General features: G+C 71.3%; 22 protein-coding genes and 1 riboswitch. Of the genes, 12 read left to right on the top strand and 10 right to left on the bottom strand.

Going from position 1 to position 26,509, the window contains the following annotated elements; translation table 11 throughout:
* The gene (edd, locus tag BM393_RS08745; RefSeq protein ID WP_091724396.1) at positions 1-1,821 is read right to left on the bottom strand and encodes a phosphogluconate dehydratase; all 1,821 of its coding nucleotides are present in this window, start codon (positions 1,819-1,821) and stop codon (positions 1-3) included.
* Between the two features lie 351 nt (positions 1,822-2,172).
* Between edd and BM393_RS08740 the strand changes: the two genes are divergently transcribed.
* Complete coding sequence (locus BM393_RS08740) at positions 2,173-2,796, top strand: gamma-glutamylcyclotransferase (RefSeq protein ID WP_175538233.1); 624 nt, start codon at positions 2,173-2,175, stop codon at positions 2,794-2,796.
* 80 nt (positions 2,797-2,876) lie between these two features.
* Here the strand turns inward: BM393_RS08740 and BM393_RS08735 are convergent, their stop codons facing one another.
* A complete protein-coding gene (locus BM393_RS08735) occupies positions 2,877-3,524 on the bottom strand; it encodes an NTP transferase domain-containing protein (protein WP_091724394.1) in 648 nt (215 codons plus the stop codon).
* Between the two features lie 153 nt (positions 3,525-3,677).
* Here BM393_RS08735 and pdxH point away from each other — a divergent pair, with 153 nt between their 5' ends.
* Positions 3,678-4,313, top strand: coding sequence for a pyridoxamine 5'-phosphate oxidase (gene pdxH / locus BM393_RS08730; protein WP_091724393.1), 636 nt, complete (start codon positions 3,678-3,680; stop codon positions 4,311-4,313).
* Positions 4,314-4,534: 221 nt separating this feature from the next.
* Here pdxH and BM393_RS08725 read toward each other — a convergent pair whose 3' ends face one another.
* The 7 genes from BM393_RS08725 to BM393_RS08690 all read right to left on the bottom strand — a co-directional run bounded on the left by BM393_RS08725 (position 4,535) and on the right by BM393_RS08690 (position 14,722).
* Positions 4,535-6,652 carry a TonB-dependent receptor gene (locus BM393_RS08725; RefSeq protein WP_091724392.1) on the bottom strand — a complete coding sequence of 706 codons (2,118 nt, stop codon included), beginning with the start codon at positions 6,650-6,652 and terminating at the stop codon, positions 4,535-4,537.
* A 254-nt stretch (positions 6,653-6,906) separates the two neighbouring features.
* Entirely contained in the window at positions 6,907-7,284 is a 378-nt protein-coding gene (locus BM393_RS08720; RefSeq protein WP_091724391.1) for a hypothetical protein, read from the bottom strand.
* Positions 7,285-7,310: 26 nt separating this feature from the next.
* Positions 7,311-7,877 carry a DUF3299 domain-containing protein gene (locus BM393_RS08715; protein ID WP_254783287.1) on the bottom strand — a complete coding sequence of 189 codons (567 nt, stop codon included), beginning with the start codon at positions 7,875-7,877 and terminating at the stop codon, positions 7,311-7,313.
* A gap of 173 nt (positions 7,878-8,050) precedes the next feature.
* Entirely contained in the window at positions 8,051-9,418 is a 1,368-nt protein-coding gene (locus tag BM393_RS26095) for an ABC transporter permease (RefSeq protein WP_254783285.1), read from the bottom strand.
* Positions 9,415-10,137 carry an ABC transporter ATP-binding protein gene (locus tag BM393_RS08700; protein WP_091724390.1) on the bottom strand — a complete coding sequence of 241 codons (723 nt, stop codon included), beginning with the start codon at positions 10,135-10,137 and terminating at the stop codon, positions 9,415-9,417. Before BM393_RS08700 ends, BM393_RS26095 begins: the two co-directional genes overlap by 4 nt.
* A complete protein-coding gene (msrA, locus tag BM393_RS08695; RefSeq protein ID WP_091724389.1) occupies positions 10,137-10,712 on the bottom strand; it encodes a peptide-methionine (S)-S-oxide reductase MsrA in 576 nt (191 codons plus the stop codon). The genes BM393_RS08700 and msrA overlap by 1 nt, the downstream gene beginning before the upstream one ends.
* A 104-nt stretch (positions 10,713-10,816) precedes the next feature.
* Complete coding sequence (locus tag BM393_RS08690) at positions 10,817-14,722, bottom strand: DUF748 domain-containing protein (RefSeq protein ID WP_091724388.1); 3,906 nt, start codon at positions 14,720-14,722, stop codon at positions 10,817-10,819.
* Positions 14,723-14,810: 88 nt separating this feature from the next.
* Between BM393_RS08690 and BM393_RS08685 the strand changes: the two genes are divergently transcribed.
* Entirely contained in the window at positions 14,811-15,578 is a 768-nt protein-coding gene (locus tag BM393_RS08685; protein ID WP_091724387.1) for a YdcF family protein, read from the top strand.
* A gap of 236 nt (positions 15,579-15,814) precedes the next feature.
* Here BM393_RS08685 and BM393_RS08680 read toward each other — a convergent pair whose 3' ends face one another.
* A complete protein-coding gene (locus tag BM393_RS08680) occupies positions 15,815-17,368 on the bottom strand; it encodes a UbiD family decarboxylase domain-containing protein (RefSeq protein ID WP_091724386.1) in 1,554 nt (517 codons plus the stop codon).
* Between the two features lie 309 nt (positions 17,369-17,677).
* Here BM393_RS08680 and BM393_RS08675 point away from each other — a divergent pair, with 309 nt between their 5' ends.
* The 9 genes from BM393_RS08675 (at position 17,678) to ribBA (ending at position 26,500) form a co-directional block, all read left to right on the top strand.
* Positions 17,678-18,529, top strand: coding sequence for a lytic transglycosylase domain-containing protein (locus BM393_RS08675; protein WP_091724385.1), 852 nt, complete (start codon positions 17,678-17,680; stop codon positions 18,527-18,529).
* Positions 18,530-18,655: 126 nt separating this feature from the next.
* A riboswitch (ZMP/ZTP riboswitch) is annotated at positions 18,656-18,802 on the top strand.
* Between the two features lie 89 nt (positions 18,803-18,891).
* The gene (gene glyA, locus BM393_RS08670; RefSeq protein ID WP_091724384.1) at positions 18,892-20,142 is read left to right on the top strand and encodes a serine hydroxymethyltransferase; all 1,251 of its coding nucleotides are present in this window, start codon (positions 18,892-18,894) and stop codon (positions 20,140-20,142) included.
* Positions 20,143-20,158: 16 nt separating this feature from the next.
* A complete protein-coding gene (gene nrdR, locus BM393_RS08665) occupies positions 20,159-20,602 on the top strand; it encodes a transcriptional regulator NrdR (RefSeq protein WP_091724383.1) in 444 nt (147 codons plus the stop codon).
* Between the two features lie 153 nt (positions 20,603-20,755).
* Positions 20,756-21,331: a GspH/FimT family pseudopilin gene (locus BM393_RS08660; protein ID WP_217648401.1), complete on the top strand. Its 576-nt coding sequence runs from the start codon at positions 20,756-20,758 to the stop codon at positions 21,329-21,331.
* On the top strand, positions 21,328-21,747 hold the full coding sequence (locus BM393_RS08655) for a type IV pilin protein (protein ID WP_091724381.1): 420 nt from the start codon (positions 21,328-21,330) through the stop codon (positions 21,745-21,747). Before BM393_RS08660 ends, BM393_RS08655 begins: the two co-directional genes overlap by 4 nt.
* 13 nt (positions 21,748-21,760) lie before the next feature.
* Positions 21,761-22,543: a PilW family protein gene (locus BM393_RS08650; RefSeq protein ID WP_091724380.1), complete on the top strand. Its 783-nt coding sequence runs from the start codon at positions 21,761-21,763 to the stop codon at positions 22,541-22,543.
* Positions 22,540-23,670 carry a PilX N-terminal domain-containing pilus assembly protein gene (locus tag BM393_RS25650; RefSeq protein ID WP_175538232.1) on the top strand — a complete coding sequence of 377 codons (1,131 nt, stop codon included), beginning with the start codon at positions 22,540-22,542 and terminating at the stop codon, positions 23,668-23,670. The genes BM393_RS08650 and BM393_RS25650 overlap by 4 nt, the downstream gene beginning before the upstream one ends.
* Entirely contained in the window at positions 23,667-25,343 is a 1,677-nt protein-coding gene (ribD, locus tag BM393_RS08645; protein ID WP_175538231.1) for a bifunctional diaminohydroxyphosphoribosylaminopyrimidine deaminase/5-amino-6-(5-phosphoribosylamino)uracil reductase RibD, read from the top strand. Before BM393_RS25650 ends, ribD begins: the two co-directional genes overlap by 4 nt.
* Positions 25,344-25,393: 50 nt before the next feature.
* The gene (gene ribBA / locus BM393_RS08640; RefSeq protein ID WP_091724378.1) at positions 25,394-26,500 is read left to right on the top strand and encodes a bifunctional 3,4-dihydroxy-2-butanone-4-phosphate synthase/GTP cyclohydrolase II; all 1,107 of its coding nucleotides are present in this window, start codon (positions 25,394-25,396) and stop codon (positions 26,498-26,500) included.
* Positions 26,501-26,509: the final 9 nt, after the last annotated feature.

Genomic DNA, 26,509 nt, shown 5'->3' with positions numbered 1-26,509 from the left:
TCACAGCCAGGTGACCGCGCCCTCCTCCGCCGACGTCACATTGCGCCGCATGCCGGCGAACAGCTCGCGGCCCAGTCCGGCGCCGTTGTCCATCACCGCGTCCGCGGTGATCTGCGCCAGCTCACGCCGGTCCCACTCCGCCGCCGGCACCAGCGCCGTCAGCTCGCCGCTGTTGGCGCACACCCGCACCAGGTCGCCGTCGCGCAGCTTGGCCAGCGGTCCGCCCGAGAGCGCCTCCGGGCTCACGTGGATCGCCGCCGGCACCTTGCCCGACGCGCCGCTCATGCGCCCGTCGGTCACCAGCGCCACCTTGAAGCCCTTGCCCTGCAGCACCGCCAGCGGCGGCGTCAGCTTGTGCAGCTCCGGCATGCCGTTGGCCTGCGGTCCCTGGAAGCGCACGACGACCACGACGTCGCGCTCCAGTTCGCCGGCCTTGAACGCGGCCTGCATCGCCTCCTGGCTGTCGAAGATGCGCGCCGGCGCCTCCACCGTGTGCCGATCCTCGGGCACCGCCGACACCTTGATCACCGCGCGCCCCAGGTTGCCCGCCAGCAGCTTCAGCCCGCCGGTCGGCGAGAACGGCGCGGCGGCGGTGCGCACGACCGCCTCGTCGCCGCTCCGGGCCGGCAGGTCGCTCCAGCTCACCGACCCATCCTCGGCGCGGCGCGGCAGCCGCGCGAAGGCATTCAGATCCTGCCCCGCGACCGAGGTCAGCACGTCCCCGTGCATCAGCCCGGCGCCGATCAGTTCCTTGATCACGAAGCCGGGGCCGCCCGCGGCCTGGAACTGGTTCACGTCGGCGCTGCCGTTCGGATACACCCGCGCCAGCAGCGGCACGACCGACGACAACTCGGAGAAATCGCTCCAGTCGATCAGGATGCCCGCCGAGCGTGCCACCGCGATCCAGTGGATCAGGTGGTTGGTCGAGCCGCCCGTCGCCAGCAGCGCCGCCATCGCGTTGACGATGCTGCGCTCGTCCACCATGCGGCCGATCGGCGTGTAGTCGCGCTGCGGAATGATCTTCAACGCCTGGCGCACGGCCTCGCGGGTCAGCGCCTCGCGCAGCCCGTCATGCGGATGCACGAACGCCGCGCCCGGCACATGCAGGCCCATCGCCTCGAGCAGCATCTGGTTGCTGTTGGCCGTGCCGTAGAACGTGCAGGTGCCGGCGCCGTGATAGGCCTGGGACTCGGCCTGCAGCAGCTCGTCGCGGCCGACCTTGCCCTGCGCGTAGAGCTCGCGCACCTTGGCCTTGTCGTTGTTGGACAGCCCCGAACTCATCGGCCCGGCCGGCACGAACACGCAGGGCAGATGGCCGAAGTGCAGCGCGCCGATCAGCAGGCCGGGCACGATCTTGTCACAGATGCCCAGCAGCAGCGCGGCATCGAAGACATCGTGGGACAGCGCCACCGCCGTGCCCATCGCGATCGTGTCCCGCGAGAACAGGCTGAGCTCCATGCCCGGCGTGCCCTGCGTGACGCCGTCGCACATCGCCGGCACGCCGCCCGCGACCTGCGCCGTGGCGCCCTGACGATGCACCTCGTCGCGGATGATCGCGGGGTAGTTCTCATAGGGCTGATGGGCCGACAGCATGTCGTTGTAGGCCGTGACGATGCCCAGATGCGGCGCCTTCTCGGCGACGATGCGCAGCTTGTCGTTGGCCGGCATCGCGGCCACCGCATGGGCGACGTTCGCGCAACCGAGGCGCTGCACGCCGCGCTGGCGGCCCGCCATGCGCTCGATCAGGTCCAGATAGCGCTCGCGCGAAGCGGCGCTGCGCGCCTTGATGCGCGCGGTGACGTCCAGAAGCGTCTTGTTCATGCCGACTGCCGATGTAACTCGGCCAGGGTTAGATTGGTAACCATATTACACGCCGACGGGGTCCCACGGCCCTCCGCAAGCGCTTTCCCAGGTACAAGAGAGTTACGAAAACGCTCACCCACTGCGCGGCAGTCCACGTTCCCGAAGCGCGCCCGCCGCACGACACCTTCCGCTCTCCGCTCTCCGCTCTCCGCCTCCGTTCTACGCCCTGCCACCGCTTCGTTGCAGTCAGCCCTGCTGCCGGGACGGGAGGGCATGGGGTTTTGGCGCTGGCCGCCAAGGCCCCATGCCCTCGCGGCCAACGCACCGCCAGTGGCAGTGGGAGTGCCCCCCCTATGGCAGCATTCCCCCATGATTCACGACCCTTTGGCCGAAGCCCGGCTCGAAGACCTTCCTGCCCACAGTCAAGCGCTGCTGCAAGTGGCGGAGCGTCAATGGGACCGCGAGCACGGCCTGATGATGTTCGCCTATGGCTCGTTGATGTGGAACCCCGGTTTCGAGCCTGCGCAGACGCTGGTGGCGAAGGTCCAGGGTTATCACCGCGCGCTGCGCCTGCGTTCGCTGGTGAACCGGGGCAGCGCGGAGCAACCAGGGCTGGTGATGACCTTGCTGTCGGGCGGCAGTTGCCGGGGTTTGCTTTACCGCGTGGCGCCGCAGGACAGCGAGGCCACGCTGCATCGTCTGTGGCTGCGGGAGATGGTGGTCGGCACCTACGTGCCGCGGTGGCTGGACTGCCAGTGCGCCGATGGCCTGGGCACGCGCAAGGCGCTGGCCTTCACGCTGTCGCGGCGCAGTCCGGGCTGGGTGGGTGACCTCGCCGACGACCGATTGCTGCACATCCTGCGCCACGCGCGCGGGCGCTATGGCACGACCTTGGATTACCTGACGCGCGCCGTGACCTGCCTGCGGGAGCACGGCATCCACGACCGCGCGCTGGAGCGCCAGCTGGCGCTGGCTCGCGCGCACGGGTTGTGAAGCGACCGGCCGCGTCGGCTTGAGCCGCGGCTCGACATCGCGAGCCGGCAGGTCTCAGCCGGAGCCGGCCTTGGCCCGTTTCAGCCGCCGAAGCTGCGCATGCCCAGGTCGCTCGGGCGCGGCATCGACGGATCCACCTTGAGCCGCTGCAGGTCCTCGACGGTATCGACGTCGATCAGCACGCCCGGATCGTCGACGTCCACGGCCTGCGCCGGATAACGCGCCAGCAGGCGGCGCGCGCCCTCATCGCCCTGCAGGCTGGTGAGTTCGGAGAAGAGTTCGGCGTTGAAGCCCACCGGATGCCCCCGGCGCCCGCGGTGCTGGGCGTAGGCGATCGGATCGCGCTCGATCGCATCGGCCACCGCGGCCAGGGTGCCGGGTCGCACCATCGGCATGTCGGCCGGCAGGATCAGCCACCCCGGCGCGTCCCCGGTCGCGGCGACACCCGCCGCGATCGAATGGCCCATGCCCAGCGGCGCCGGACGTCCCAGGCGGTCCTGGTCGGGCAGCACCAGCATGTCGCGCGAGGCCACATGGCGTCGGACCAGAGGCGCCAACGCGGTCGAGGTCACCACGAGCATCGGCAGGCCGGAAGCCATCGTCTGGCGCAGCGTCAGCGCCAGCACGGTGTCCCCGTTCAAGACCTGTTCCAGCTTGTGGCCCTCGCCGCGAAAGCGCTGGCCGCGCCCTGCCGCGAGCACGACGACGGCGGGTCGTCGCTGATTCATGCAAACTTCCTTCTGGTTTGGTCCCGAGTCCCCCCGGCCGCCGCTCTCTGGCACGGCTCCATGCCGGGAAGCATGCCTGCCGGAAGATGGGGCTCGCACCCGGAGTTTCACGAGTGGGAGCTTTACTTAAGGATTCGCCCGATACTCCAAAGGATGGACAAACTCTCCGACCTTCGAAAGAGCTACGAGCGTGACGAGCTCGACGAGCAGCTGGCCTCGCCCGAACCGCTGCGCCAGTTCCGCGAATGGCTCCAGCAGGCGCTGGACGCCGGCATCCCCGAACCCAATGCGATGACCCTGGCCACGGTGGGCCCGGACGGCCGGCCGTCCACCCGCATCGTGCTCATCAAGGACATCGAGGAGCGCGGGCTGGTCTGGTACACCAACTACGACAGCCGCAAGGGTCGCGAGCTGGCGGCGCATCCGTTCGCGGCGCTGCAGTTCCATTGGGTCGAGATGGAACGGGTGGTGCGCATCGAAGGGCGGGTCGAGAAGGTCGAGGCCGCGCAGTCGGATGCCTACTTCGCGTCGCGGCCGCTGGACTCGCGGCTGGGCGCCTGGGCGTCGCCGCAGAGCCAGGTGATCTCGTCGCGCGCGGTGCTGGTCGCCAACGCGGCGAAGGCTGCGGCCCAGCATGGGTTGAATCCGGCGCGACCGCCGCACTGGGGCGGGTACCGGCTGGTGCCCGAGCGCTGGGAGTTCTGGCAGGGGCGCAAGTCGCGGTTGCATGACCGGCTCGTGTATCGGCTCGAGGACGGCATCTGGGTCCGGGAGCGACTGGCGCCCTGATCTTCTACTTCCACGGCCGCTGGCCCTCACCCCTGCCCTCTCCCGCAAGCGGGAGAGGGAGTGCGAAGCGCAACGATGGCCGCCCCTTTCCCACAAGCGGGAGGGAGTGCGGGGCGCGCAGATGGCACCCTTTTCCGCAAGCGGGAGGAAGTGCGAAGCGCGCCGGTGAAGCTCCCTCTCCCGCTTGCGGGAGAGGATGGGGGTGAGGGCCGGCGCCCGCGTCAGAACTTGACCTGCAACCCCGCGAACACGCTGCGCCCCGGCAGCGGCGTCAGCTCGCGGATGGTCTGCACGCTGCCTGCGTTGTAGGCCAGCTTGTTGGCCAGGTTGTCCAGCTTCAGGTACCACATCGCGTCCAGGTTGCCGATGTCGAAGTGGCGCGCGATGTTCAACCTCAGGATCCCGTAACCGGCCGTCGGCGTGTCCAGCGCCGGCACGCGGTCCTGGCGCCTGGCGCCGCGCAGCTCGGCTTGGATCAGCCACGGGCCGCGCTCAGCCTGGATCGACAGGCTGGCGCGCACCGGTGCCAGGCGCGGCAGCGGCTCGCCGGTATCGCGGTTGGTGCCGCGCACCAGGTCCAGCGTCGTGCCCAGCATCAGGCTCCAGCCGGCCACCGCCGGCAGCGGCTGACGACCTTCGAGCTCGATGCCATGCATCCGCGCCCGCACGCCGCGGTACAGGTATTCGGGCACGGTCTCGGTGCCGCCGTCCTCGCCGACCAGCTCGACGCTGCGGCCGCTCGCGTCCAGCGCGATGTAGTTCGAGAAACGCGTCTGGTAGACCTGCAGGCTCCATTTGGCCTCGCCCTGCTTCCAGTGCAGGCCCAGGTCGACCGCCTTCGCGCGCTCCAGCCCGAGGTTGACGTCGCCGACCTCGAACGCGCCCGAGGCCACGTGCACGCCGTTGGCGAAGAGCTCATAGAAGGTCGGCGCGCGCTGGCTGCTGCTCAGGTTGCTCGACAGGCTGAAGCCCTGCCCCAGCTCATAGGCGCCGCTCAGCGACAGGCTCTTCGGGCTGAAGCGGCGCGTCACGGGATCGCCGAAGCGCTCCTCGTCACCGCCGGTCGAAGCCACGCTGACGCGCTCGGCGCGCGCGCCCGCCTGCAGGCTCCACGGGCCGGACTTGAACTGCTCGATCAGGAACAGCGCGTTGCTCCGCGTCTTGGTGCCGGGCACCAGCGCCTCCTCGCCGAGCGCGGAGAAGTCGCTCTGGTCCCACTGCCAGCCCAGCACGCCCTGCACCGAGCCCCAGCCGCCCTGGAAGGCCGCATGCGTGGCCTCGACGCGGCCGTCCTTGCCGTCGGATTCGAAGACGGTGCCGATCTCGCCACTGCCCTCCACTTCCTGATGCTTGTAGCGGCTGCTCGCGAACTGCCAGGTCACGCGAGCCAGGCCCGGGAGCGGATCGCGCCACTCGCCGGCGGTGGCCAGGCGCTGGCGCTGCATCTGGATGCGCACGTCGGGCTCGACGGTCACGCCGTATTCGTTGTGGTAGTCCTCCACCGACACGCCGGCATAGCCCTGCGAGAACAGCAGCGAGCCGCCCACCGCGCCGCTGCGGCCGTGGGCGTCGGAGTTGCGCACCCGCGTGCTGCTGCCGTCTTCGCTGGTGAAGCGCGGCACGCGCTGGTCGTCGGCGCGACGGTCGGCGGCATCGACGTGCCAGGCGAACGCGTTGCTGCCGCCGTCGAGCACCACCGCCCCGCCGCGCTCATCGGACGCGCCGCCCAGGCGCAGCTCGGCCACGCCGTTCAGGCCCGGCTGGGCCAGGCGCGGGATGCGGTTGTCGATCGCGTTGACGACGCCGCCGATCGCGTTGCCGCCGTACTGCAGCGCCGCCGCGCCCCGCAGCACCTCGACCCGCGTCAGCACCAGTGGATCGACCGGCAGCGCATGGTCGAAGCTCAGGCTGGAGGCGTCGACCGAGGCGCCGGAGTTGCTCAGCATGCGGACGCGGTCACCGTCCAGGCCCCGCATCGTCGGGCGGTTGCTGTTGGGACCGAAGTAGGTCGAGCCCACGCCGGCCAGGCCGTCCAGCGTTTCGCCCAGGCTCGCGCCACGCTTGAGGGTCAGCGCGTCGCCGCTCAGCGCCTGCACCGGCGCGGCGAGCTCGCGCTGGCTCAGCGGGTTGCCGGTCACGACGACGACGTCGAGCTTGTGCTTGTGCGCGCGGGCCGCGCCGCCCGCGGCGGTGTCGGCATTGGCGGCCTCACCTGTGGGAGCAGCGGCATCGGCGGTCGACACGACGGGGGCCCGCTGGGCCCAGGCGGTGCCGGCGCCCAGCGCGAGCGCCAGGGAAATGGGAGACAGGAGGAACGGGAAACGGGGCTTGTTGGCCATGAGGACACTCTCGAGCGCCGGCGGTCGAGCACCGCGGCGCGATCAGATGCTGATGTGGATCCCGCGGGCGCGAACGCCAGCGCCGAGGCGCGTGCCGGGCGCGCCGCCGTGCGGCGCACGGCCCCGTCGAGGGGCGTGGCGCGCAGCGCGGAACGGCGCGAGCACGGCACGAGCACGGTGCAAACGGCGCAAAGAACGTCGAGGAACGACGCCGAAGCGACGCTGAAAGGACGCGGGAAATATCGACGGAGGTGTCAGGCGCGCGGCGGACCGCGCGCGCCCTTGCGCCACAGCTGGGCCAGCGCCGCGTCGTGCGGCGCGTCCACGTCGACCGGGAGGTCCGGCGACGGCGCGGTCCAGGCGAAGGCCTGGGCGACCGGCCCCAGCGCATGGCTGAGCTGGTCGAGCAACTGGCAGTCCGGCGTGCCGGCCGCATGGCCGAAGCTGGGCGCGGGCGTGTCCTCGCCCGCCGCCTGCGCGATCGCGATGGCGATGCGCGAGGGATGGCCGGCCGACCCGTGCAGGCTGCGGTGCACCAGGCCGAGCGCCTGGAAGCCGAGCACCGCCGCCACGCACAGCCAGATCCACCAGCGCTGCTGGCGGGTCCGGAGGGTCGCGGTCGGGCGATGCATGAGCGTGGGGTCGGTCGTGGGCGCGTTCAGCGCGCCGCGGGCACGGCCTGCGTGACGCGGTAGAACATGCCGTAGGGGTCGTCGTTGAGGACCGCCATCTGGCCTTCGACGGTCACGACCTCCAGCGTGTAGCGCACCGGCGTCTTGCTGCGCACTTCCACCAGACCTTCAGGGCCGGCGGGCACGCAGAAGGAGCAGCTCGTCGGCACCGACGACAGCAGGAAGTGGCTCTGCTTGTCGCCCGGCTCGAGCGGCATCATGAAACCCTGGATCTTCACGGTGCGCTTGTCCAGCGCGAGCACGCCGGAGGGAAAGGTCGGGATGACCTTGCTCTTGTCGGCCTTGACCGTGACCGAGGACAGCAGCTTCCAGCTGACGACGCCCTCGACCTCCTGCAGCGGCTTGAAGGGGCCGCGGGGATCGTGGTAGCCGGGGCCCGAGCCCATCGGGATCGCGGTGCCCGGCGAGGACGCCTGGGCCCGGACCGGGTCGGCGGCGACGAAGGTGGCCGCCGCCATGCCGATCGCCACGCAGGCGAGCGCGCTTCCAGGAAGGCGCGGCATGGCGATGGCGATGACGGTTCGTGAGGACATCGGGCGTCGGGGCGTCGGCGTGAACGCGGCGTCGGCGCCGCGTGAAACGCGACATTGTGCCTCGCCTCGCCTGGCCCCCTCAACTCGCCTCGCCGATTCGCGACGCGTTGCGCCGAGCCCGTCGCGTGGGGGCGCAGCGCTCGCCCCACTGCCCGCCGCTTGCGGTCCGCCGCTCAACGCGGCGTCTGCAGCAGCTCCGTCACGTCGAGCCGGTAACCGCGCCAGGCCGGCCAGGCCGCCGCGATCAGCGCCAGGCCCAGCGCGAGCGCCGGCACCAGCGCCTCCCAGGCCGAGACCCAGGCGCCGGAGATCCGCACCGACTGCTGCTGCGCGAGCACCGCGCCGAGCACGGCCGCGAAGCCATGGGCGAGTCCGAGCGCCAGCAGAGTCGCGAGCGAGGCCAGCATCAGCGCCTCCAGCGCGATCAGGCCGGCGACGCGGGCCGGCGTCGCACCGAGCATCCGCAGCATCGCGAGGTCGCCCTGGCGCTCGCGCACCGCGTGCAGCAGCGCTACCAGCACCGACAGCGCCGCCGCCAGCAGCAGCACACCCCCGAAGCCGCGCAGCACGTCCACGCCGACCCCGACCATGCTCAGCAGCCGCGCGGTCTCCAGCGCCGGCACCGAGGCCTGTAACCCCGCCTGCGCGTTGACCCAGCGCGGCAGCATCACCGCGGCCAGCGGACTGCGGTAGCGCACCAGCACCATGCTGACCTCGAGCGCGGCGTCCGCGTGAGCACCGGTGTGCTCGCGGTCGTGCTCGTGCTCGTGCTCGTGCTCGTGCTCGTGGTCCGCGGCGTGGCCGTGATCCTCGGCGCGGTCGCGGTCGCGGTCGCTGGCGTCGTCGCGGTCGCTGGCGTGATCGTCGTGGCCCCTGCCCTTCGATTCGCGGGCCGACTTCGCCGCGTGCCCATGCGCCGCATGGGCCTCCCAGACCGAGGCCAGGTCCGTCAGCACCAGCCGGTCGACCACGCCGCCCGTCGGCGCCAGGACGCCGGTCACTTCATAGGGGTGCTCGTGTTCCTCGCCGCCACCGGCCAGGCCGTGCGTGCCGTGGAACCGGTCGCCCGGCTTCAGCCCGGACTGACGCGCCACCTCGGCGCCCAGCACTGCCTGCATGGGCCCGGTCCAGCGCCGGCCCTGGGCGAGCTCCAGCTGGTAGAGCGCCAGGTAGTCCGCCGTCGTGCCGACGATGCGATGGCCGCGGAAGCTGTCGCCCAGCGAGATCGGCACCGCCTGCGCCACCAGCGGCTGCGCCTTCAGCTGCGAGACGGTGGCGAGCGGGATGTTCCCCGTCGACTGGTCCAGGTGGAACACGCCTGCCAGCAGGATCTGCATCGGACTGCCCTTGGCACCGACGACCAGGTCGATGCCGCCGAGATCGCGCCGAAGGCCTTGCTCCAGCTGCTCGCTGACCAGCACGACGAAACCGATCGCGGCCAGGCCCAGGCTCAGCAGCATCAGGTTGAGCGCCGTCAGCATCGGACGCGCCCAGAGGTATCGCCACGCCAGGCGCGGCAGGTTCAGCGGGGACCGGCTCATGGGGTGGCGCACGACGTCGGCAGCGGCATCGCCGCGCTGCCCATGCGCGTGAGCCTCAACCGTTGCAGCGCCGGCCACTCGCTCCAGACGGCCTCGATGCGGGCGTCATGCGAGGCGATCACCAGGCTGGCGCCGTGTTCCGTCGCCACGCGACGCAGCAGCGCCAGCGTGGCGTCACAGGCCTCGTCGTCGAGGTTGGCGGTGGGCTCGTCGGCGAGCACGAAACGCGGCGCCCGCAGCAACGCTCGCGCCAATGCCACGCGCTGCGCCTGGCCCTGGCTGAGCGCATGCGGACGTCGGTCCAGCAGTGGCGCGATGCCCAGCTCGGCCAGCAGCGCCGTGATCCGGGCGTCGTCGGGCTTGAGCCCGGCGGCGACGTAAGGCAGCGCGAGGTTGTCGCGCACGCTCAGCGAGGCGCTCAGGTGCAGACGCTGCGGCATGAAGCCCAGATGGGCGCCGCGCCAGGCGTCCCGCGCGGCCGGCGCGAGCGCGCCGACCTCCGCCCCGTCCATCGCCAGGCGTCCCGCCGTCGGGGTCAGCAGTCCGGCCATCAAGGCGAGCAGCGTGCTCTTGCCGCTGCCCGACGCGCCGCGCAGCAGCAGATGACCGCCGCGCGGCAACTCGAAGTCGGGAAAGTGCAGGTCGGCCGCGGCGGACGCCCCGTAGCGGAAGCGCAGCCCGTGGCTCGCGATCAGCGCGGCGGCGTCCGTCGACGCCATCAGCCGGCCGCCTCGTCCTTCAGCAGTTCCTTGAACTTCTTCGCGAACTTGTCGACCTTGGGCGCGACGACGAACGCGCAGTAGCCCTGCTCCGGGTGATTGGCGAAGTAGTCCTGGTGATAGGCCTCGGCGGGCCAATAGTTCTGCTCGGGCTGGACCTCGGTGACGACCTTGCCGCCATGGGCGCGCTGCGCCTCGTCCAGCACCTGCCGGATCACGCCCAGCTGCTCGGGCCGCGTGTAGTAGATGCCGGAGCGGTACTGCGTGCCGACGTCCGCGCCCTGGCGGTTCAACGTCGTCGGATCGTGGATGGTGAAGAACACCTGCAGCAGATCCTCGAGGCTGACGACGCGGGTGTCGAAACGCACCCGCACCACCTCGGCATGACCGGTGTTGCCGGAGCAGACCTGCTCATAGTTGGGCTGCGCGACCTGGCCGTTGGTGTAGCCCGACTCGACGCCCAGCACGCCCTTGACGCGCAGGAACACCGCCTCGGTACACCAGAAGCAGCCGCCTCCGAGGGTGATCAGGTCCTCGCCGGCCGGCAGGGAAACGGGATTCGGAGTGGTCGTCATGGCAGGTCCTCAAGGCTGGCGGGAAGTCTTCCCGCGACAGGCGGATTCAGATCGGGCGCGCGCCCCGGAAATCAAGCCCGCCAGCATAGGCGAGCGACGCCCGCTCACTGTGCGCTGAGCGCCAGATCCACGCGCGGCTGCCAGGGCTTGTCCTTGTCGGCGCCGCGCTCGTCGTCCTTCGCGTGCAGCTTCGGCGAGGCCAGGAACATGCGCGCGTTCGGCACGCCGCGCTCGATCAGCGCATCCCGCACCGCGACCGCGCGCTGCAGCGCCAGCTCCCGCAGCTGCTCGTCGGTGACGGTGTAGCTGTCCATCAGCAGCTCGCGCATCTGCTCGGCCGGGATGTCCTTGGTCAGGCCGACGAAGTTGCGCGGCTTGTTGGGCAGCTTGGCGTTGTCGTAGACGACCTTGAGCAGGCGCGCGCGCTGGGTTTCGTCCAGCGTCACCGGCGCGTCGGTCGCGGCGGAGGCCGCCGTCGCCGGCCCCACCGCCTGCCCCGCTGCCTGTGTCACCGCCGCCCGCCGCAGTTCGCGACGCCGTTCCGCGAGCAGCGCGTCCTCGAGCCGCGCCGCCTGGGCCGCGCGGCGCTCGCCGGCCGGATCCACCCAGCCGGTGATGCTCAGCTGCAGCGCCGGGCGGTCCGCCAGCACCCGGGTCAGCGGCTCGAGCTTCCTCGCCGCGTCCGGCTGCAGCGCGGCCGTGCCGGGCTGGAATTCGAGCTGGCTCATCTCCGCCCCGCCGCCGCCGGACAGCAGCGAGAACGGCGACATCAGCGCCTTGGTCAGCAGGTTGACGATGAGCTTGACGACCAGCCCGCCGACGCTGAACTCCGGATCGTTGAGCGAGCCGCTGACCGGCAGGTTGACGTCGATCACGCCGTCCCGGTCCTTGAGCAGCGCCACCGCCAGCTTGACCGGCAGCTTGGTCGCGGTCGGGCTGTCGATGCGGTCGCCGAAGGTCAGCTGGTTGAGCACGATCTTGTTGTCGGCCTGCAGCCGGCCGCCCGGCTCGATCTCGTAATGCACGCGCGTCGAGAGCTTGCCGCGCTCGATCGCATAACCGGCGTACTTGCCGGCATAGGGCGACAGCGGCGCGAGCTCGATGTCGGTGGCGCTGGCGGTGATGTCCAGCGCGAGCGGCGCCCCGCTCGGGTTCAGGCGGCCGCTGATGTCCAGCAGCCCGGTGCCCTCGACCTTGCCCTTGAGCTGCAGCGGCGCCATCTCCTGCGAGCCCGCCGAGAACGCGCCCAGCGTGCCGGTCAGTTCGCTCAGGTTGGCGCTGTAGTTGGGCTTGATGAACCGGTCGTTGAAATCGACCTTGCCGCCGTTGAGCCGGGTCTCGGCGATGCTGAGCCGCAGCGGCGGCTGCCCGGCGGCGGACGAGGCGGCCGCGGCACCGGTGGCCGGCGCGGGCGCCGAGGTGGCCTGCGCCACCGTCGCCGCCACCGGGGCCGAGGCCGCCGCCGTGCCGGCCACGGCGGCCACCGCCTGCCCCTGCTCGGTCTGGTTCAGGTCGCGCAGGTTGAGGCGCCCTTGCTCGTTGACGATCAGCCGGGCGTAGAACTCGTCGAGCACCGCCTGCTGGATCTTCAGGTCCGGCGTGCCGCCCGCCGCGAGCGCCAGGCTCAAACCACCCAGCTTCAGCCCCTGCCAGCTCAGCAGTTCCTCGGCCGAGCGCCGCCGGCCGTCCTGCAGACGGGCCTGGCGCAGGCGCAGATCGGCGATCAGCAGGTCGCCGCCAGCCGCGACCGACGGCCCCTTGGGCGTCTCGGCCAGCTCGAAGCTGCCGCGCATCGAGCCCTCGGCCCGCTGCAGGTGGATGCCGATCGACGGATCGAGGTAGGGATCGGCCCAGTGCAGCGGCAGGTGCTCGGCGCTGACTTTGCCGGACAGCTTCAGCGGCGCCAGCGCCAGTTGGCCGTCCCAGCGGAACTTCGGGACCTCGCGCTGGTTGCGCCGCGTGGCGTCGGGCCGGCGCAGGGTGGCGCTCAACTGGACCGGCATCGGCTTGCGCAACTGCCGCCCGTCCCACTCGAGGCCGGAAAGCTTCAGCGCCAGTTCCTGCAGGCCGATCGGCCGGGCCGGCTCGTCGTCGAGCACATGCGTGGCCAGGTCCAGCAGCGTCGCGCTGCCGCCCTCGACGGTGACCTCGGCGACCTGCGCCGTCCACGGCGCGGGGACCGGTGCGGCCGCGACCTCACGGTGTTCGGGCGCATCCAGCGTCAGGCGATCGCCCCGCGTTTCTGGCGCGCGCTGGCGCGAGGCCGTCGCGGCACCCGCGCCCTGGGACGGCGCCGACGCGGCCGTCCAGGCCTCCCAACTCCATCGACCCGCCTTGTCGCGCCCCAGATGCGCCTGCGGCGCCACCAGCGCGAGCTTGCCGGCGCTGAGCCGGCGGCTGTCCAGGGCCAGTTCCGCCTGGTCCAGGCTCAGTTGCTTGAGCGCCAGCACCGGCTGTTTGCCATCGGCGATCTCCACGCCGTCCAGGCTGAGCCCCTTCAGCGACAGCTTGACGTCCTCGCCGCCGGGACCGGCGCGCACGGTGCCCTGCGTCGCGAATCGGCCGCGCACGGCCAGCGGCGTCGCCGCCTTCAGGTAAGGCGCGAGCCCGTCCAGCGCCAGGTCCTTCACGGCCCAGTCCAGCGCGATGCCGGCCGCGCCGACCTGGCCCTTGCCGGAGACCGTCGCGGGCGACGCCGCGCCGTCGGCGCCCAGGGTGGCGGTGATCTCGACCGGCGCCGCCTTCGCCGCCAGCGGCCAGTTCAGCCCGCTGCCGGTCACGCTCAGGGCGTCCACCCGCCAGCGGGCGGCCGGACGCAGCGTCTCATCGGTCCAGCCGACACGGCCGCCTTCCAGCGCCAGGCGCTGGACGCCGACGCGCCACGGCGCCGCGGCGGTTCTCGAGGCACCGGCCGCCGAGGCGGCGGTTGCGCTCGCTACCGGCTTCGGCGCGGGCGCCGCCGGCATGTCCGGCAGCCACAGCCGGCCTTGCGCGTCGCGCCCCATCAACAGCTCGGGCTGCTTCAAGGTGACCGCGCCCAGCATCACCTGCCGCTTCAGCGGCTGGACGTCGGCCAGGTCGACGGTCAGCGCCTGCCAGCGCAGCCAGTCCGCCCAGACGCCGTCGCCGGCGCCACGCTGCAGCGACAGGTCGCGCAGCGCGGTGCGGCCGCTGATCTTGACCTCGGGCGCCTGCCCGGGCGGCTGCTTGAAGTCGAGCGTCAGTTGCGTGTCGAGCCGGCCCTGCGCCAGGCGCATCGGCAGCGACTTGGGCCAGTAGGCGCGATAGGCCGACAGGTCCAGCGCGTCGAGCTTGACGGTCATGCTCGCGCTGCGGGTGTCCGCGAACGGCTGCGCCTGGCCTTCGCTCTGGAATCCCACGCCATTCAACTGCCCGGACAGGCGCGGCTGCACATGCACCTCGACATCCGCGTCGAGCGTCGACAGGAAAGGGATGCCCAGGTGCAGCGCCTTGAGCTCATGGACCATGCCGGCGGTCCGGTCGTCCAGGCGGAATTCGCCGTCGGTCAGTTCGATGTTGTAGAGCGCCGCCTCGGCCGGGCCGTCGTCCGGCGACGGCGGCGTCTTCGGCGTCCCGGCCAGCCGGGCGAGGATGTCGTCCAGATCGGTCTTGCCGTCCGGCAGCAGCGCGACGCGCCCGCGCGGCGCCTCCACCGTCAGCGAGGACAGCACCGGCGCCAGGTGCCAGAGCGAGCGTGGCGACAGGGCCGCCCGGACACGACGCACCTCCAGCAGCGGCGGCGCCTGCGCCGCGGGGCCGGCGATCTTCAGGTCCTCCAGCGTCAGCGCCAGCCGCCACGGCGTGAAGCTGGCGCGGCCGAGCGTCACCGTCCGGCCGAGTTGCTCCGTCGCGATCCGCACGCCCGCCCGCTCGATCCACATCGGCAATGCCATCCACGCGACCAGCAGCAGGGCCACGAGGAACAGCACCAGGCCCACGAGCGCGCGCAGGACGCGCCGGGGCCAGACGGGAAGAGCGGAGAAGAACACGGGCGCAGCCGGCCGGGACCGGTCGAATCGTCAAGGAAGCTGATTATGCTGGCGGGCCTCAACACCTGACACCCATCCCCGGCTCCCGATGAACGACCTGATACACGCGGTCGCTGCCTTCCTCCTGCCACCCACCGGCGCCTTTCCGCTGCTGCTGCTCGCCTGGTGGCTGCGGCATCGCCGGCGGTGGTTGTCGGGCGCGCTCTTCGCGGCCGGGCTGGTCGCGGTCTGGGTCGGCAGCACCGAACTGGGCGCGCTGTGGCTGCAGCAGCGCCTGCTCGGCCCGCAGCAGGCCGTGCAGATCCAGCGGCTCCAGGACATCCCGCCGGGGGACAGCGTCATCGTCGTGCTCGGCGGCGGCGCCCGCCGGCTGATGCCGGAGTACGGCAGCGCGCAGCTCAAGCCGGCGTCGATCGAACGGCTGCGCTACGGCATCTGGCTCTCGCGCCGCACCGGCATCCCGCTGATCTTCACCGGCGGCACGCCGCGCGACGAGCCCGGGGACCGCATGACCGAGGCCGCGCTGGCCGAGCGCACCGCGGCGCAGGAGTTCGGTTTCAAGCTTGCCGCGAAGGAGGATCGCGCCACCGACACCCGCGAGAACGCGCGCTACACCGCCGAGCTGCTCCGCGGCCAGCCCGTGCGCCGCGTCGTGCTGGTCACGCACGACGTCCACATGCGCCGGGCGCTGCGCGCCTTCCGGGAGGAACTGCCGCCCGGGGTCGAACTGGTGCCGGCGCCCATGGGCCTGGCGCTGTCCGGGTTCGAATGGCGCGACCTGCTGCCGTCGCAGGACGGCACCGCCCGCGCGCGCTACCTGGGCTACGAATGGCTGGGCTACCTGGCCGGCCACTGAACGGGCCATCCGCCGGGCCGGGATCGCGCAGCCGCCCCAAATAGAAACCCCCTCCGCGCCGGGCATCCCGGACGGGAGGGGGTGGGCGGACCAGCCGCCTTTGGGGCTCCGCGGCGATCTGCCGCAGGGCTCCTGGCGCGCAGAGACTGCGCCAGAGGAAGTGCCGGAAAGGCCTGACAACCTTAGGTGGGCCATCCGGCCTATTCAAGCCGCGCCCCCTAGGAATCAGGACATTCCTAGCCCCCGAACAAACGCTGATAGAGATCCGCCGCGCGGGCCTTGTGCTCGGCCGGCATCTCGATGACGCGACCCCATTCGCGACTGGTTTCGCCCGGCCATTTGTTGGTCGCGTCCAGGCCCATCTTCCCGCCCAGTCCGCTGACCGGCGAGGCGAAGTCCAGGTAATCGATCGGCGTGCCCTCGACCAGCGTCGTGTCCCGCACCGGATCCATGCGGGTCGTGATCGCCCAGATCACGTCCTGCCAGCTGCGGATGTCCACGTCCTCGTCCACGATCACGATGAACTTGGTGTACATGAACTGGCGCAGGTAGCTCCACAGGCCGAACATCAGCCGCTTCGCGTGGCCCGGGTACGCCTTCTTGATCGAGATCACCGCCATCCGGTAGCTGCAGCCCTCCGGCGGCAGGTAGAAGTCGACGATCTCCGGGAACTGCTTCTGCAGGATCGGAACGAACACCTCGTTCAGCGCCACGCCCAGCACCGCCGGCTCGTCGGGCGGCTTGCCGGTGTAGGTCGAGTGGTAGATCGCGCCGTCGCGCTGGGTGATGCGGTTCACCTCGAACACGGGGAACCAGTCCTGCTCGTTGTAATAGCCGGTGTGGTCGCCGTAGGGCCCCTCCAGCGCGTGCAGGTAGCCGCCCTTCTCCTTGAGCGGGATGCCGTCCTCGCTGTGGCCGGTGAAGCCGGGCGCCGCCGGCGGGATGTGCCCCTCCAGCACGATCTCCGACGTCGCAGGCACCTGCAGCATCCGGCCGGCCTCGCCGACCTGCGTGTCGGCGACCTCCGTCCGGGAGCCGCGCAACAGCCCGGCGAACTGGTATTCGGACAGGGTGTCCGGCACCGGCGTCACCGCCCCGAGCGTCGTCGCCGGGTCCGCGCCCAGCGCCACCGCGATCGGGAAAGGCTGTCCCGGATTCGCGATCGCGAAGTCGCGGAAATCGAGGGCGCCGCCGCGATGCGCCAGCCAGCGCATGATCAGCTGCCGGCGGCCGATCAGCTGCTGTCTATAGATACCCAGGTTCTGGCGCAACCGGGGGTTGGCGATCCGCTGCGGTCCGCGCGTCACCACGAGGCCCCAGGTCAGCAGCGGGCCGATGTCGCCTGGCCAGCAGGTCTGGATGGGCAGCTGCTTGAGGTCGACGGCCGCGCCCTCGACCACCTGTTCCTGGCAGACCGGCCGCTTGACCAGCGCCGGCTTCATGTCCCACAGCGCCTTGCCCATCTGCGCCAGCTTGCCCAGGTCGCGCATGCCGCGCGGCGGTTCCGGCTCCTTGAGCGTCGCCAGCAACTGGCCGACCTCCCTCAATTGGGTGGTCGACTCCGCGCCCATGCCCAGCGCCACCCGGCGCGGCGTGCCGAACAGGTTGGCCAGCACCGGCATGCGATGGCCGGTGGGCCGCTCGAACAGCAAGGCCGGCCCTTCCGCCCTCAGCACCAGGTCGCTGAGGGCCGTCATCTCCAGGACCGGCGACACCGGATCGGTCACCCGACGCAGTTCCCCCATGCCTTCCAAAGCGCCCACAAAGTCACGCAGATCTCGGTACTTCATAACCAAAAGTTTTGATGAACAAGGCCCATACTATTGACGGGTTATTGTTGATCCATAGAATCGCGCCCTGCCCTGGCCCCCAGGGTTATCCCGGTCTTCGCCTTTGGGACGGCGAAACCGGTCCGCTGCCAATGGACGCTGGATCGCCCGTCTGTCGCGCCAAGCGCCCGGAGCCCTCTGAGAGCCCTCCGAGCCGCCGACAACGCCCGAACCGGCCCATTATCGCCACCCCCAAGGGTGCGTCCGACGAGTGAACGCGATCTGCGACTCGTCCCGCACACACCGGGCGTGGTCGGAGAAAGGAGTCGCATGACAGCGCGTTCGGACCTGCTATCCCTCCCCCGCCAGGCGCGTGCCGCCCTGGTGCTGTTCATCAAGGACATCGGCCAGGGTTTGCTGGTCGTCAGCCACAACACGCTCGCCCTGGTGGGCTTCGCCGTCGTCGCCGTCGGGCTGGTCTTCGCCAGCCAGGCCGACCTGCGCCAGCAACTGGAAGGCCAGGTGCTGGGCTGGCTCAACGCCCGCCACGAGGCGCGCGTCGAGGCTTCCGGCGACGTGCTCGCGCTGATGGCCGAGCCCGAGGCGATCACCCGCGCCACCGCGGTCGATCCCAAGGAGCTGACCCGCCAGCAGGCGCTGGTCGCCAACTACCTGGCGCGCCGCTACCGCGTGGCGCCGGAGCCGGTGAGCCGCCTGGTCAAGGAAGCCTGGGACGTGGGCCAGCGCGCGCGCGTCGATCCCACGCTGATCCTGTCGATCATGGCGATCGAATCGGGCTTCAACCCCTTCGCCCAGAGCGCCGTCGGCGCACAGGGCCTGATGCAGGTGATGACGCGCGTCCACGACGACAAGTACGAGGCCTTCGGCGGCAACCTGGCCGCGTTCGACCCGATCACCAACCTGCGCGTCGGCGTGCAGGTGCTCAAGGAATGCATCCAGCGCGCCGGCAGCCTCGAGGAAGGCCTGCGTCGTTACGTCGGCGCCACCAACCTGCCCGACGACACCGGCTACGCCGCCCGCGTGCTGGCCGAGCAGGACCTGCTCAAGGCGGTGGTCCAGGGTCGCAACGTCAGCCCGTCCGCGCCGCGCCCGATCCGCGAGCCGGCCTCAGCGCCGGCCACCGGCGGCGAGCAGGTCGCGATGACCGCCGTGATGCGCTGATCCAGCCACCGCGCCTCGAAAAAACGGGTTCCTCGGAACCCGTTTTTTCATTGGCGCGTCGGCGTGCCTCCAGCCAGGAACAATGTCACGACCCGCGCCGTGCCCCGCTCCGGTGCGGCTACACTGCACGCTTCGCGCAACTGGCGATCAGGGCGCCCTGTCCGGTGATGATTCCTTCACCGCGCAGGCGTCGCCCGAGGTGGGTCACCACCGGGAAGCGCGAACGGCCGGGGTCTCCTCCGGCTGTCCGTGCCGTTCGCCTGGGCCGCCGTCGTTCCGGCATCCGTCGCCGCATCGCGCCCCGCGATCGCGCCGATGCGCCGCCGGGCGGGCGGCGCCAACCCTTGAGCCGACATCAAATCATGTTTGACCGCACCCAACAGACCCTCGCCAACGTCGACGCCGAAGTCTTCGCCGCCATCCAGCAGGAGAACCAGCGGCAGGAAGAACACATCGAGCTGATCGCCTCGGAGAACTACACCTCGCCGGCGGTCATGGCCGCGCAGGGCAGCCAGCTGACCAACAAGTACGCCGAGGGCTATCCCGGCAAGCGCTATTACGGCGGCTGCGAATACGTCGACGTCGTCGAGCAATTGGCGATCGACCGCCTCAAGCAGCTCTACGGTGCCGAGTTCGCCAACGTGCAGCCCAACAGCGGCTCGCAGGCCAACCAGGGCGTGTTCTTCGCGCTGCTGCAGCCGGGCGACACCATCATGGGCATGAGCCTGGCCGAAGGCGGCCACCTGACCCACGGCATGGCGCTGAACATGAGCGGCAAGTGGTTCAACGTCATCTCCTACGGCCTGGACGCCAAGGAGGAGATCGACTACGACGCGATGGAAGCGCTGGCGCGCGAGAAGAAGCCCAAGCTGATCATCGCGGGCGCCTCGGCCTACTCGCTGCGCATCGACTTCGAGCGCTTCGGCAGGATCGCCAAGGAGATCGGCGCCTACTTCATGGTCGACATGGCGCACTACGCCGGCCTGATCGCCGCGGGCGTCTACCCGAACCCGCTGACGCACGCGGACGTGGTGACCTCGACGACGCACAAGAGCCTGCGCGGCCCGCGCGGCGGCATCATCCTGACCAACGACGAAGCGATCGCCAAGAAGATCAACTCGGCGATCTTCCCCGGCATCCAGGGCGGTCCGCTGATGCACGTCATCGCCGGCAAGGCGGTGGCCTTCAAGGAAGCGCTGTCGCCGGAATTCAAGGCCTACCAGCAGCAGGTCGTCGCCAACGCCAAGGTGCTGGCGCAGACGCTGATCGAGCGCGGCCTGCGCATCGTCTCCGGCGGCACCGAGAGCCACGTGATGCTGGTGGACCTGCGTCCGAAGAACCTGACCGGCAAGGAAGCCGAGGCCATCCTGGGCGCCGCCCACATGACCTGCAACAAGAACGGCATCCCCAACGACCCGCAGAAGCCCATGGTCACCAGCGGCATCCGCCTGGGCACGCCGGCGATGACCACCCGCGGCTTCAAGGAGGAGCAGGTCCGCGCGACCGCCCACCTGATCGCCGACGTGCTGGACAACCCGCATGACGAGGCCAACCTGGCCCGCGTGCGCGACAAGGTGGCCGAACTGACCCGTCAGTTCCCGGTCTACCGCTGAGCGGAGCCCGCGGCGCATGCGTTGCCCCTTCTGCGGTCACGGCGACACGCAAGTCTCGGAGACCCGCGAATCGGATGAAGGCGACGTGGTGCGTCGCCGTCGGCGCTGCCAGTCCTGCGACAAGCGCTTCACGACCTACGAGCGCGCGGAGATCGCGCTGCCCATGGTCGTGAAGAAGGACGGCACGCGCGCCGACTTCGACATGGGCAAGCTGCGCGCGTCGATGACGCTGGCGCTGCGCAAGCGTCCCGTCAGCATCGAGCAGATCGACGCCGCGCTGGAACGCATCCAGGAGAAGCTGCTGAGCAGCGGCGCCCGCGAGATCCCGTCGACCAAGCTCGGCGAGCATGTGATGCGCGAGCTCAAGCGCATCGACAAGGTGGCCTACGTGCGCTTCGCATCGGTGTACCGCTCGTTCGAGGACGTCGACGAGTTCCGGCAGCTGATCCGGGACATCTGAGCCCCCCAAAAGCCGGCCCCCTTCAGCGGGCCGGCTTTTCCCACCTGAAGGCGAAGCGCCGCGACGCGTGTCTCCCTAGAGTTCCTGGCAACTCTTCCGGAGACCGACGTGCCCACTGCCCTTCCCCTCCCTCTTCCCGTCCCCGCCCTTCCCGTGCCCGCATTCCGCGATGGCCCCGTGCCACCGGGCGACGGTCGCGGCTTCAGCCTGATCGAGTTGCTCGTGTCGATCGCGATCGTCGCGCTCGCGGCGATGCTCGCCGGCCCCGACATGCGCGACTGGCTCTGGCGCCAGCGGCTCGCCAACAGCGCGCAGGCTGTCCTTGGCGACCTTCAGCTGGCACGCAGCGAGGCCATCCAGGGCGCGCGCAATGTGATCCTGCGCTTTGGCGGCGACGAGTCCCCGGTGGCCGGCAGCGGACGCTGCTACGTGCTGCACACCGGCCCCCTCGGCGGCTGTGGCTGCCGGATGGACACCCCGCCGGTCTGCGACGCCGGTGCCCAGGCCATCAAGCAGATGCGCTGGACACGAGGCCGCGGCCAGCCGGAGGTGGTGTCCAACGTGCCGTCGATGCTCTTCAGCGGCCGCCAGGGCACCGTGTCGGTGAGCGGCACGGTCGAGGTCCGCATGGAAGGCATCGGCGCGATCCGCCACATCGTCAGCCTCACCGGTCGCGTGCGCAGTTGCGCGGCCGAGGGCACCGCGAGCCGCCTGCCGAGGTGCGCATGAGGACGCGGGGCTTCTCGTTGATCGAGATCGTGATCGTGATGGCGATCCTGGCCGTCCTCGCCGTGCTGACGCTGCCGAGTTTCCGCGAGCACGTCCTGAAAGGACGGCGCGCCGAAGCGCGGGAGGCCTTGCTGGCGCTCCAGCTGGCGCAGGAGCGCTTCAGGTCCGGCCACCCCCGTTATGCCGACCGGCTGGAGGACCTGGCGCAGTCGCCGTTGACGCGCAGCAGCCTCTACCGGCTGCGCATCGCGCAGGCGGACGCGACGCGCTACACGCTCGAGGCCATCGCGCAGGGCAGCCAGACGGGGGACCGCCAGTGCCAGGTATTGACACTCCGGCTGGAGGCCGGCGCCATCCACACCTTGGGCCGGGACGCCGGGGGCGCCGAACAGCCCGACGCCTGCTGGCCGCGCTGAAGGGGGCAAACGCATGTCCGCTCATCGTCACCCTCCGCTGCAGCCCCTTGCGTCGCGAAATGCGCGGGGGATCTCGCGCGGCTTCACGCTCGTCGAACTGCTGGTCGGCTTGGCCATCAGCCTGATGCTGATGGCGGGCGCCTTCACCATGGCCGGCCTTCAAGTCGGCGCCCATCACCGGTTGCTGCTGGAGCTGCAAGTGCAGCAAGAGCTGCGCGCCACCGCGGAGCTGATCCTGCGCGACCTGCGCCGTGCCGCCTTCTGGGACCGACCGCAGGAGGCCCTCTGGCAGGCCGATGCACCCGCGCCGGTCCGCAACCCCTACGCCGACCTGGACGTGGGAGAAGCCGGCACCCACGTGACCTACAGCTTCTCCCGGGACGGCAGCTCGGCCGGCGGGACCGGCGTCCGGGAGGTCGCCGGGTTCCGCTGGAGCGAGGGCCGCATCGACCAGTTGGTCGCGGGCCGCTACCAGCCGCTGACCGATCCGGCGCTGCTGCGCGTGCGCGCCTTCGACCTGCGGGTCGACTCGCAGGCGAAGTCGCTGGGAGACGCCTGCGCGCGCGCCTGCTCGCCGGGAACGCCGCCGCCCGCGCCGCCTCCAACCGACGGCGGCAGTGGCAGCGGTGGGGGTGGCGGTGGGGGTGGCGACGCGCCCGCTTGTGGCCCAGCGATCCTGACCCGCATGGTCGAACTGGTGCTCGACGCCGAGGCCGTTCACGATCACCGGGTCCGTCAACAGCTGACGGTGCGTGGCCTCGTGCGCAACGACGCGCTCGCGGGAGACTGTCCATGACCCGGCGCCTGCAACGGGGACTCGGCACGCTGGCGATGTGCGTCGTGCTGCTCGGCGTGCTGGCGCTGGGTGCTGCCTGGGCCACCCGCCAGTTGACGACGGCCCAGCGCGTGGCCGCCAATGACCACCGCGCCGCCACCGCCTTCGAGGCGGCCGAGGCCGGCATGGCCTGGGCGATCGCGATGCTCAACGGCGGCCATGTGGACGACAGCTGCCGGCCGGCATCGCATCCAGCCGGCCCGAGCGCCGACATTGCCGCCGCCGGCACCTCCAGCGCCTCCGCGACCGACTTCCGCAGCCGCTTCCTGGAGCTCGGCGCGGACGGGCATTACCGCGCGAAGCCCAGCGCCCCAGGCGCAGGGGGCGCGATGTCCCCGGCCTGCACGAACACCGGACCGCTCCGCTGGACCTGCCAGTGCGCGACCCAGCGCGACCCCGCCGGCGCATCACCCACCGCGGACGCGCGACCCCTGGATCCGCAACCACGCTTCACCGTTCGTTTCACCGACGCGGGCCCGGCCGGCCAGCTGAAGCTGATCGTGCGCGGATGCAGCGACCGCCGGGCCGACTGCGACGACCTGTCCGAAGGCCCCTCCGGCCTTGCCGAGGCTGCCCGGCATCTGGCCCTGCTCAGCGCCCTGCGGCTGCCGCCGCCGCAGGCGGCGACCGAAGGGCCGGGCAGCTTCCTGCGCGTCTTCGGCTATCCGGCGATGCGATATCGCAGTCAGCCCGCCATCGCGCGCATGCGCTGCGACGCCGACTGCGGCGCGCCGCTCGCCCAGGCCCTGGCGCGGGGCCGTCGCCTGATCTGGATCGACGGCGACGCGCGCCTGAGCGAATGGCCGCCCGCTGCGCTGGACGGCGCGCCCCTGGTGCTGGTCGTCGACGGCCGCCTCGACCTCTCCGCGCCGGGCAGCGCGCAAGGCGTGCTCTATGCGCGGGAGGGCATCGGCTGGCACCCGCCCGTCGGCCAGGCCGCCTCCTGGCGCGGCGCGATCGTGACCGACGGCGTCTTCGACCCGGGAAAGACCGTCACCCTGACCCACGATGCCGCGGTGCTATATCGCGTGCATCGCCAGATGGGCAGCTTTCTTCCCGTCCCCGGTGGCTGGAGCCCCACGCGATGACCGACGCCCGCGCCCCTTTCCCGCATGACGGTCGGCGTCGTCGCCGGGGCTTCACCCTGGTGGAAGCCTTGATCGCGCTGGCCTTGCTCGCGATCGGCACGGCAGCGCTCATGGCGCTCCAGGTCCGTCTGCGACTCGTTGTCGACGACATCCGGCACCAGGAGCAGGCGCTGCGCCTGGCGCGCAACGAACTCGAGCGCTGGCGATGGCGGCCCGACGGCCCGGCCCCCTCGCTGACCTGGGAGGGCCCGGCCACCGAGTTCAAGCTCGACGCGCAGTCCGCGCCCTGGCATGAGCCGATGCCGCCCGGCAGCCTTCCGGCGGACGGTCCGGCGGACGGTTTCATGGCCGACGTCCCGCCACTGCGCGCGGTCCACCTCCGGGTCCACTGGACCGATCGCGCCGGCAGGCCGCGGTCGCTCACGCTGGACAGCCTGCTGCCGGCGGAGGATCCCGCCCTCTCGGGCCTGCTTCTGCTGCCGCCCAAGGTCGCCGCTAGACTGCGCGCCATGCAAGCGCCCCGCCCCGCCTCATCCCCGCCCCCTTTCCATGCCGACACCCGGGACAGCCGCTGGATGACCGAGGCGGTGCGACTGGCGCAGGGCGCCGTCGGCCTCAGCGATCCCAATCCCCGCGTGGGCTGCGTGCTCGTGGACGCGCAGGATCGGGTGCTCGGACAAGGGCACACGCAGGCGGCGGGCCAGGCCCATGCCGAGGTCATGGCGCTGCGAGACGCGCAGGCCCGTGGTCACGATCCGCGCGGCGCCACCGCGTATGTGACGCTCGAGCCTTGCGCCCACCACGGTCGCACCCCGCCCTGCTGCGACGCGCTGATCGCGGCCGGGGTAGGCCGGGTCGTCGTCGCGCTGGACGATCCCAATCCGCTGGTCGCCGGCCAGGGCCTGGCGCGGATGCGCGCCGCCGGCATCGTCACGGACGTGCTCGCGACGGACCATCCGGCCGCGGTCGAGGCGCACGAGCTCAACATCGGTTTCCTGACCCGCATGCGCCACGGCCGCCCGTTCGTGCGAATGAAGATCGCCGCGTCGCTGGATGGCCGCACGGCACTGTCCAATGGCGTCAGCCAATGGATCACCGGCCCCGAGGCCCGCAAGGACGGCCATGCCTGGCGCCGTCGCGCCGGGGCGGTGCTGACCGGCATCGGCACCGCCCGCGAGGATGATCCGCGCCTGGACGTCCGCGACGTGGAGACCGCCCGGCAGCCGCAGCGGGTGCTGATCGACTCGCGGCTGGAGCTCTCGCCGTCCGCCCGCCTCCTGGCGCCGCCCGGCGGGCTGCTCGTTTATCACGCGCTGGCGCAGGCCGGCGAACGGGGCGCGGTGCTTGCGGGCCTCGGCGCGGAACTGGTCGGCCTGGCCGATCCGGCGCGGGGCAAGGTGGACCTGGCCGCGGCGATCCACGACCTGGGCCGCCGGCAGGTCAACGAGCTTCACATCGAGGCCGGCTACAAGCTCAACGGCTCGCTGCTGCGCACCGGGCTGGTCGACGAACTGCTGGTGTACCTGGCGCCGACGCTGCTCGGCGAGGGCCGGGGCATGGTCGACCTGGGCGGGCTGACGGCACTCGCCCAGGCCCCCCGCTTCCGCCTGGTCGAGAGCCTGGCGGTCGGCGGCGACCTGCGCCTGCGCCTGAGACCGGCCACGAGCGCCTAGACCCAGCCCTCCTCCGGCCCGCCAGGCCCGCCCCGCCTACAATCGCGCCCATGCCTATTTCACCGATTCCCGAGCTGGTCGCCGAACTGGCGGCCGGCCGCATGGTCATCCTTGTCGACGAGGAAGACCGTGAGAACGAGGGGGACCTCGTCCTCGCCGCCGACCACGTCACGCCGGAAGCGATCAACTTCATGGCCAAGCACGGCCGCGGGCTGATCTGCCTGACGCTGACCCGCGAGCGCTGCGAGCAGCTGCAGCTTCCGCCGATGGCCACCCGCAACGGCACCAAGCACGGCACCGCCTTCACCGTGTCGATCGAGGCCGCCACCGGCGTCACGACCGGCATCTCCGCCGCGGACCGGGCGCGGACCGTGCAGGCCGCGGTCGCCAAGGGCGCCGTGGCGTCCGACCTGGTGCAGCCGGGCCACATCTTCCCGCTGCAGGCCCAGGACGGCGGCGTGCTGATGCGCGCCGGCCATACCGAGGCGGGCTGCGACCTGTCGCGCATGGCCGGCCTGACGCCCGCCGGCGTCATCTGCGAGATCATGAACGACGACGGCACCATGGCCCGTCTGCCGGATCTGGAGGTCTTCGCCCAGGAGCACGGCCTGAAGATCGGCACCATCGCCGACCTGATCGAATACCGCAGCCGCAACGAATCGATCGTGCAGCGCATCGCGCAGCGGCCGCTGGACACGCGCGAGGGCCGGTTCGAATGCCACGTCTTCCGCGATCGCTCCAACAACGTCCACATGGCGCTGGCGCTGGGTCAATGGCAGAAGGACGACGAAGTCCTGGTGCGGGTGCACGAGCCCTTCTCCGCGATGGACCTGCTGGACGCCGGCCGCTGCGGCCACAGCTGGCCGCTGCCGCAAGCGCTGGCGGCCATCCAGCGCGAAGGCTCGGGCGTGGCGGTGCTGCTGAACTGCGGCGAGGACGCCGACGCGCTGCTCGCGCGGCTGCAGCCGGCGACCGGCGAGGAACCGCGTCAGACCATGGACCTGCGCACCTACGGCGTCGGCGCGCAGATCCTGCGCGAGCTCGGCGTGCATCGGATGAAGCTGCTCGGCAGCCCGCGCCGCATGCCCAGCATGACTGGCTACGGGCTGGAAGTGACCGGTTTCCAGGCCGCCCAGGCCACCCCCAACGACTGCTGAATCCGAGGA

Origin of the sequence: Mitsuaria sp. PDC51, assembly GCF_900113225.1 — a bacterium.
In the GTDB taxonomy this organism is placed as follows: Bacteria; Pseudomonadota; Gammaproteobacteria; order Burkholderiales; family Burkholderiaceae_C; genus Roseateles.
Note: the sequence above shows the minus strand (reverse complement) of the source record. Positions and strands in the feature narration are given on the sequence as shown.

What these genes read in the sequence shown, in the direction of transcription:
- edd (WP_091724396.1), bottom strand. Translation starts at nt 1,821, where the DNA reads ATGAACAAGACGCTTCTGGACGTCACCGCGCGCATCAAGGCGCGCAGC.
- BM393_RS08740 (WP_175538233.1), top strand. Translation starts at nt 2,173, where the DNA reads ATGATTCACGACCCTTTGGCCGAAGCCCGGCTCGAAGACCTTCCTGCC.
- BM393_RS08735 (WP_091724394.1), bottom strand. Translation starts at nt 3,524, where the DNA reads ATGAATCAGCGACGACCCGCCGTCGTCGTGCTCGCGGCAGGGCGCGGC.
- pdxH (WP_091724393.1), top strand. Translation starts at nt 3,678, where the DNA reads ATGGACAAACTCTCCGACCTTCGAAAGAGCTACGAGCGTGACGAGCTC.
- BM393_RS08725 (WP_091724392.1), bottom strand. Translation starts at nt 6,652, where the DNA reads ATGGCCAACAAGCCCCGTTTCCCGTTCCTCCTGTCTCCCATTTCCCTG.
- BM393_RS08720 (WP_091724391.1), bottom strand. Translation starts at nt 7,284, where the DNA reads ATGCATCGCCCGACCGCGACCCTCCGGACCCGCCAGCAGCGCTGGTGG.
- BM393_RS08715 (WP_254783287.1), bottom strand. Translation starts at nt 7,877, where the DNA reads ATGTCCTCACGAACCGTCATCGCCATCGCCATGCCGCGCCTTCCTGGA.
- BM393_RS26095 (WP_254783285.1), bottom strand. Translation starts at nt 9,418, where the DNA reads ATGAGCCGGTCCCCGCTGAACCTGCCGCGCCTGGCGTGGCGATACCTC.
- BM393_RS08700 (WP_091724390.1), bottom strand. Translation starts at nt 10,137, where the DNA reads ATGGCGTCGACGGACGCCGCCGCGCTGATCGCGAGCCACGGGCTGCGC.
- msrA (WP_091724389.1), bottom strand. Translation starts at nt 10,712, where the DNA reads ATGACGACCACTCCGAATCCCGTTTCCCTGCCGGCCGGCGAGGACCTG.
- BM393_RS08685 (WP_091724387.1), top strand. Translation starts at nt 14,811, where the DNA reads ATGAACGACCTGATACACGCGGTCGCTGCCTTCCTCCTGCCACCCACC.
- BM393_RS08680 (WP_091724386.1), bottom strand. Translation starts at nt 17,368, where the DNA reads ATGAAGTACCGAGATCTGCGTGACTTTGTGGGCGCTTTGGAAGGCATG.
- BM393_RS08675 (WP_091724385.1), top strand. Translation starts at nt 17,678, where the DNA reads ATGACAGCGCGTTCGGACCTGCTATCCCTCCCCCGCCAGGCGCGTGCC.
- glyA (WP_091724384.1), top strand. Translation starts at nt 18,892, where the DNA reads ATGTTTGACCGCACCCAACAGACCCTCGCCAACGTCGACGCCGAAGTC.
- nrdR (WP_091724383.1), top strand. Translation starts at nt 20,159, where the DNA reads ATGCGTTGCCCCTTCTGCGGTCACGGCGACACGCAAGTCTCGGAGACC.
- BM393_RS08655 (WP_091724381.1), top strand. Translation starts at nt 21,328, where the DNA reads ATGAGGACGCGGGGCTTCTCGTTGATCGAGATCGTGATCGTGATGGCG.
- BM393_RS08650 (WP_091724380.1), top strand. Translation starts at nt 21,761, where the DNA reads ATGTCCGCTCATCGTCACCCTCCGCTGCAGCCCCTTGCGTCGCGAAAT.
- BM393_RS25650 (WP_175538232.1), top strand. Translation starts at nt 22,540, where the DNA reads ATGACCCGGCGCCTGCAACGGGGACTCGGCACGCTGGCGATGTGCGTC.
- ribD (WP_175538231.1), top strand. Translation starts at nt 23,667, where the DNA reads ATGACCGACGCCCGCGCCCCTTTCCCGCATGACGGTCGGCGTCGTCGC.
- ribBA (WP_091724378.1), top strand. Translation starts at nt 25,394, where the DNA reads ATGCCTATTTCACCGATTCCCGAGCTGGTCGCCGAACTGGCGGCCGGC.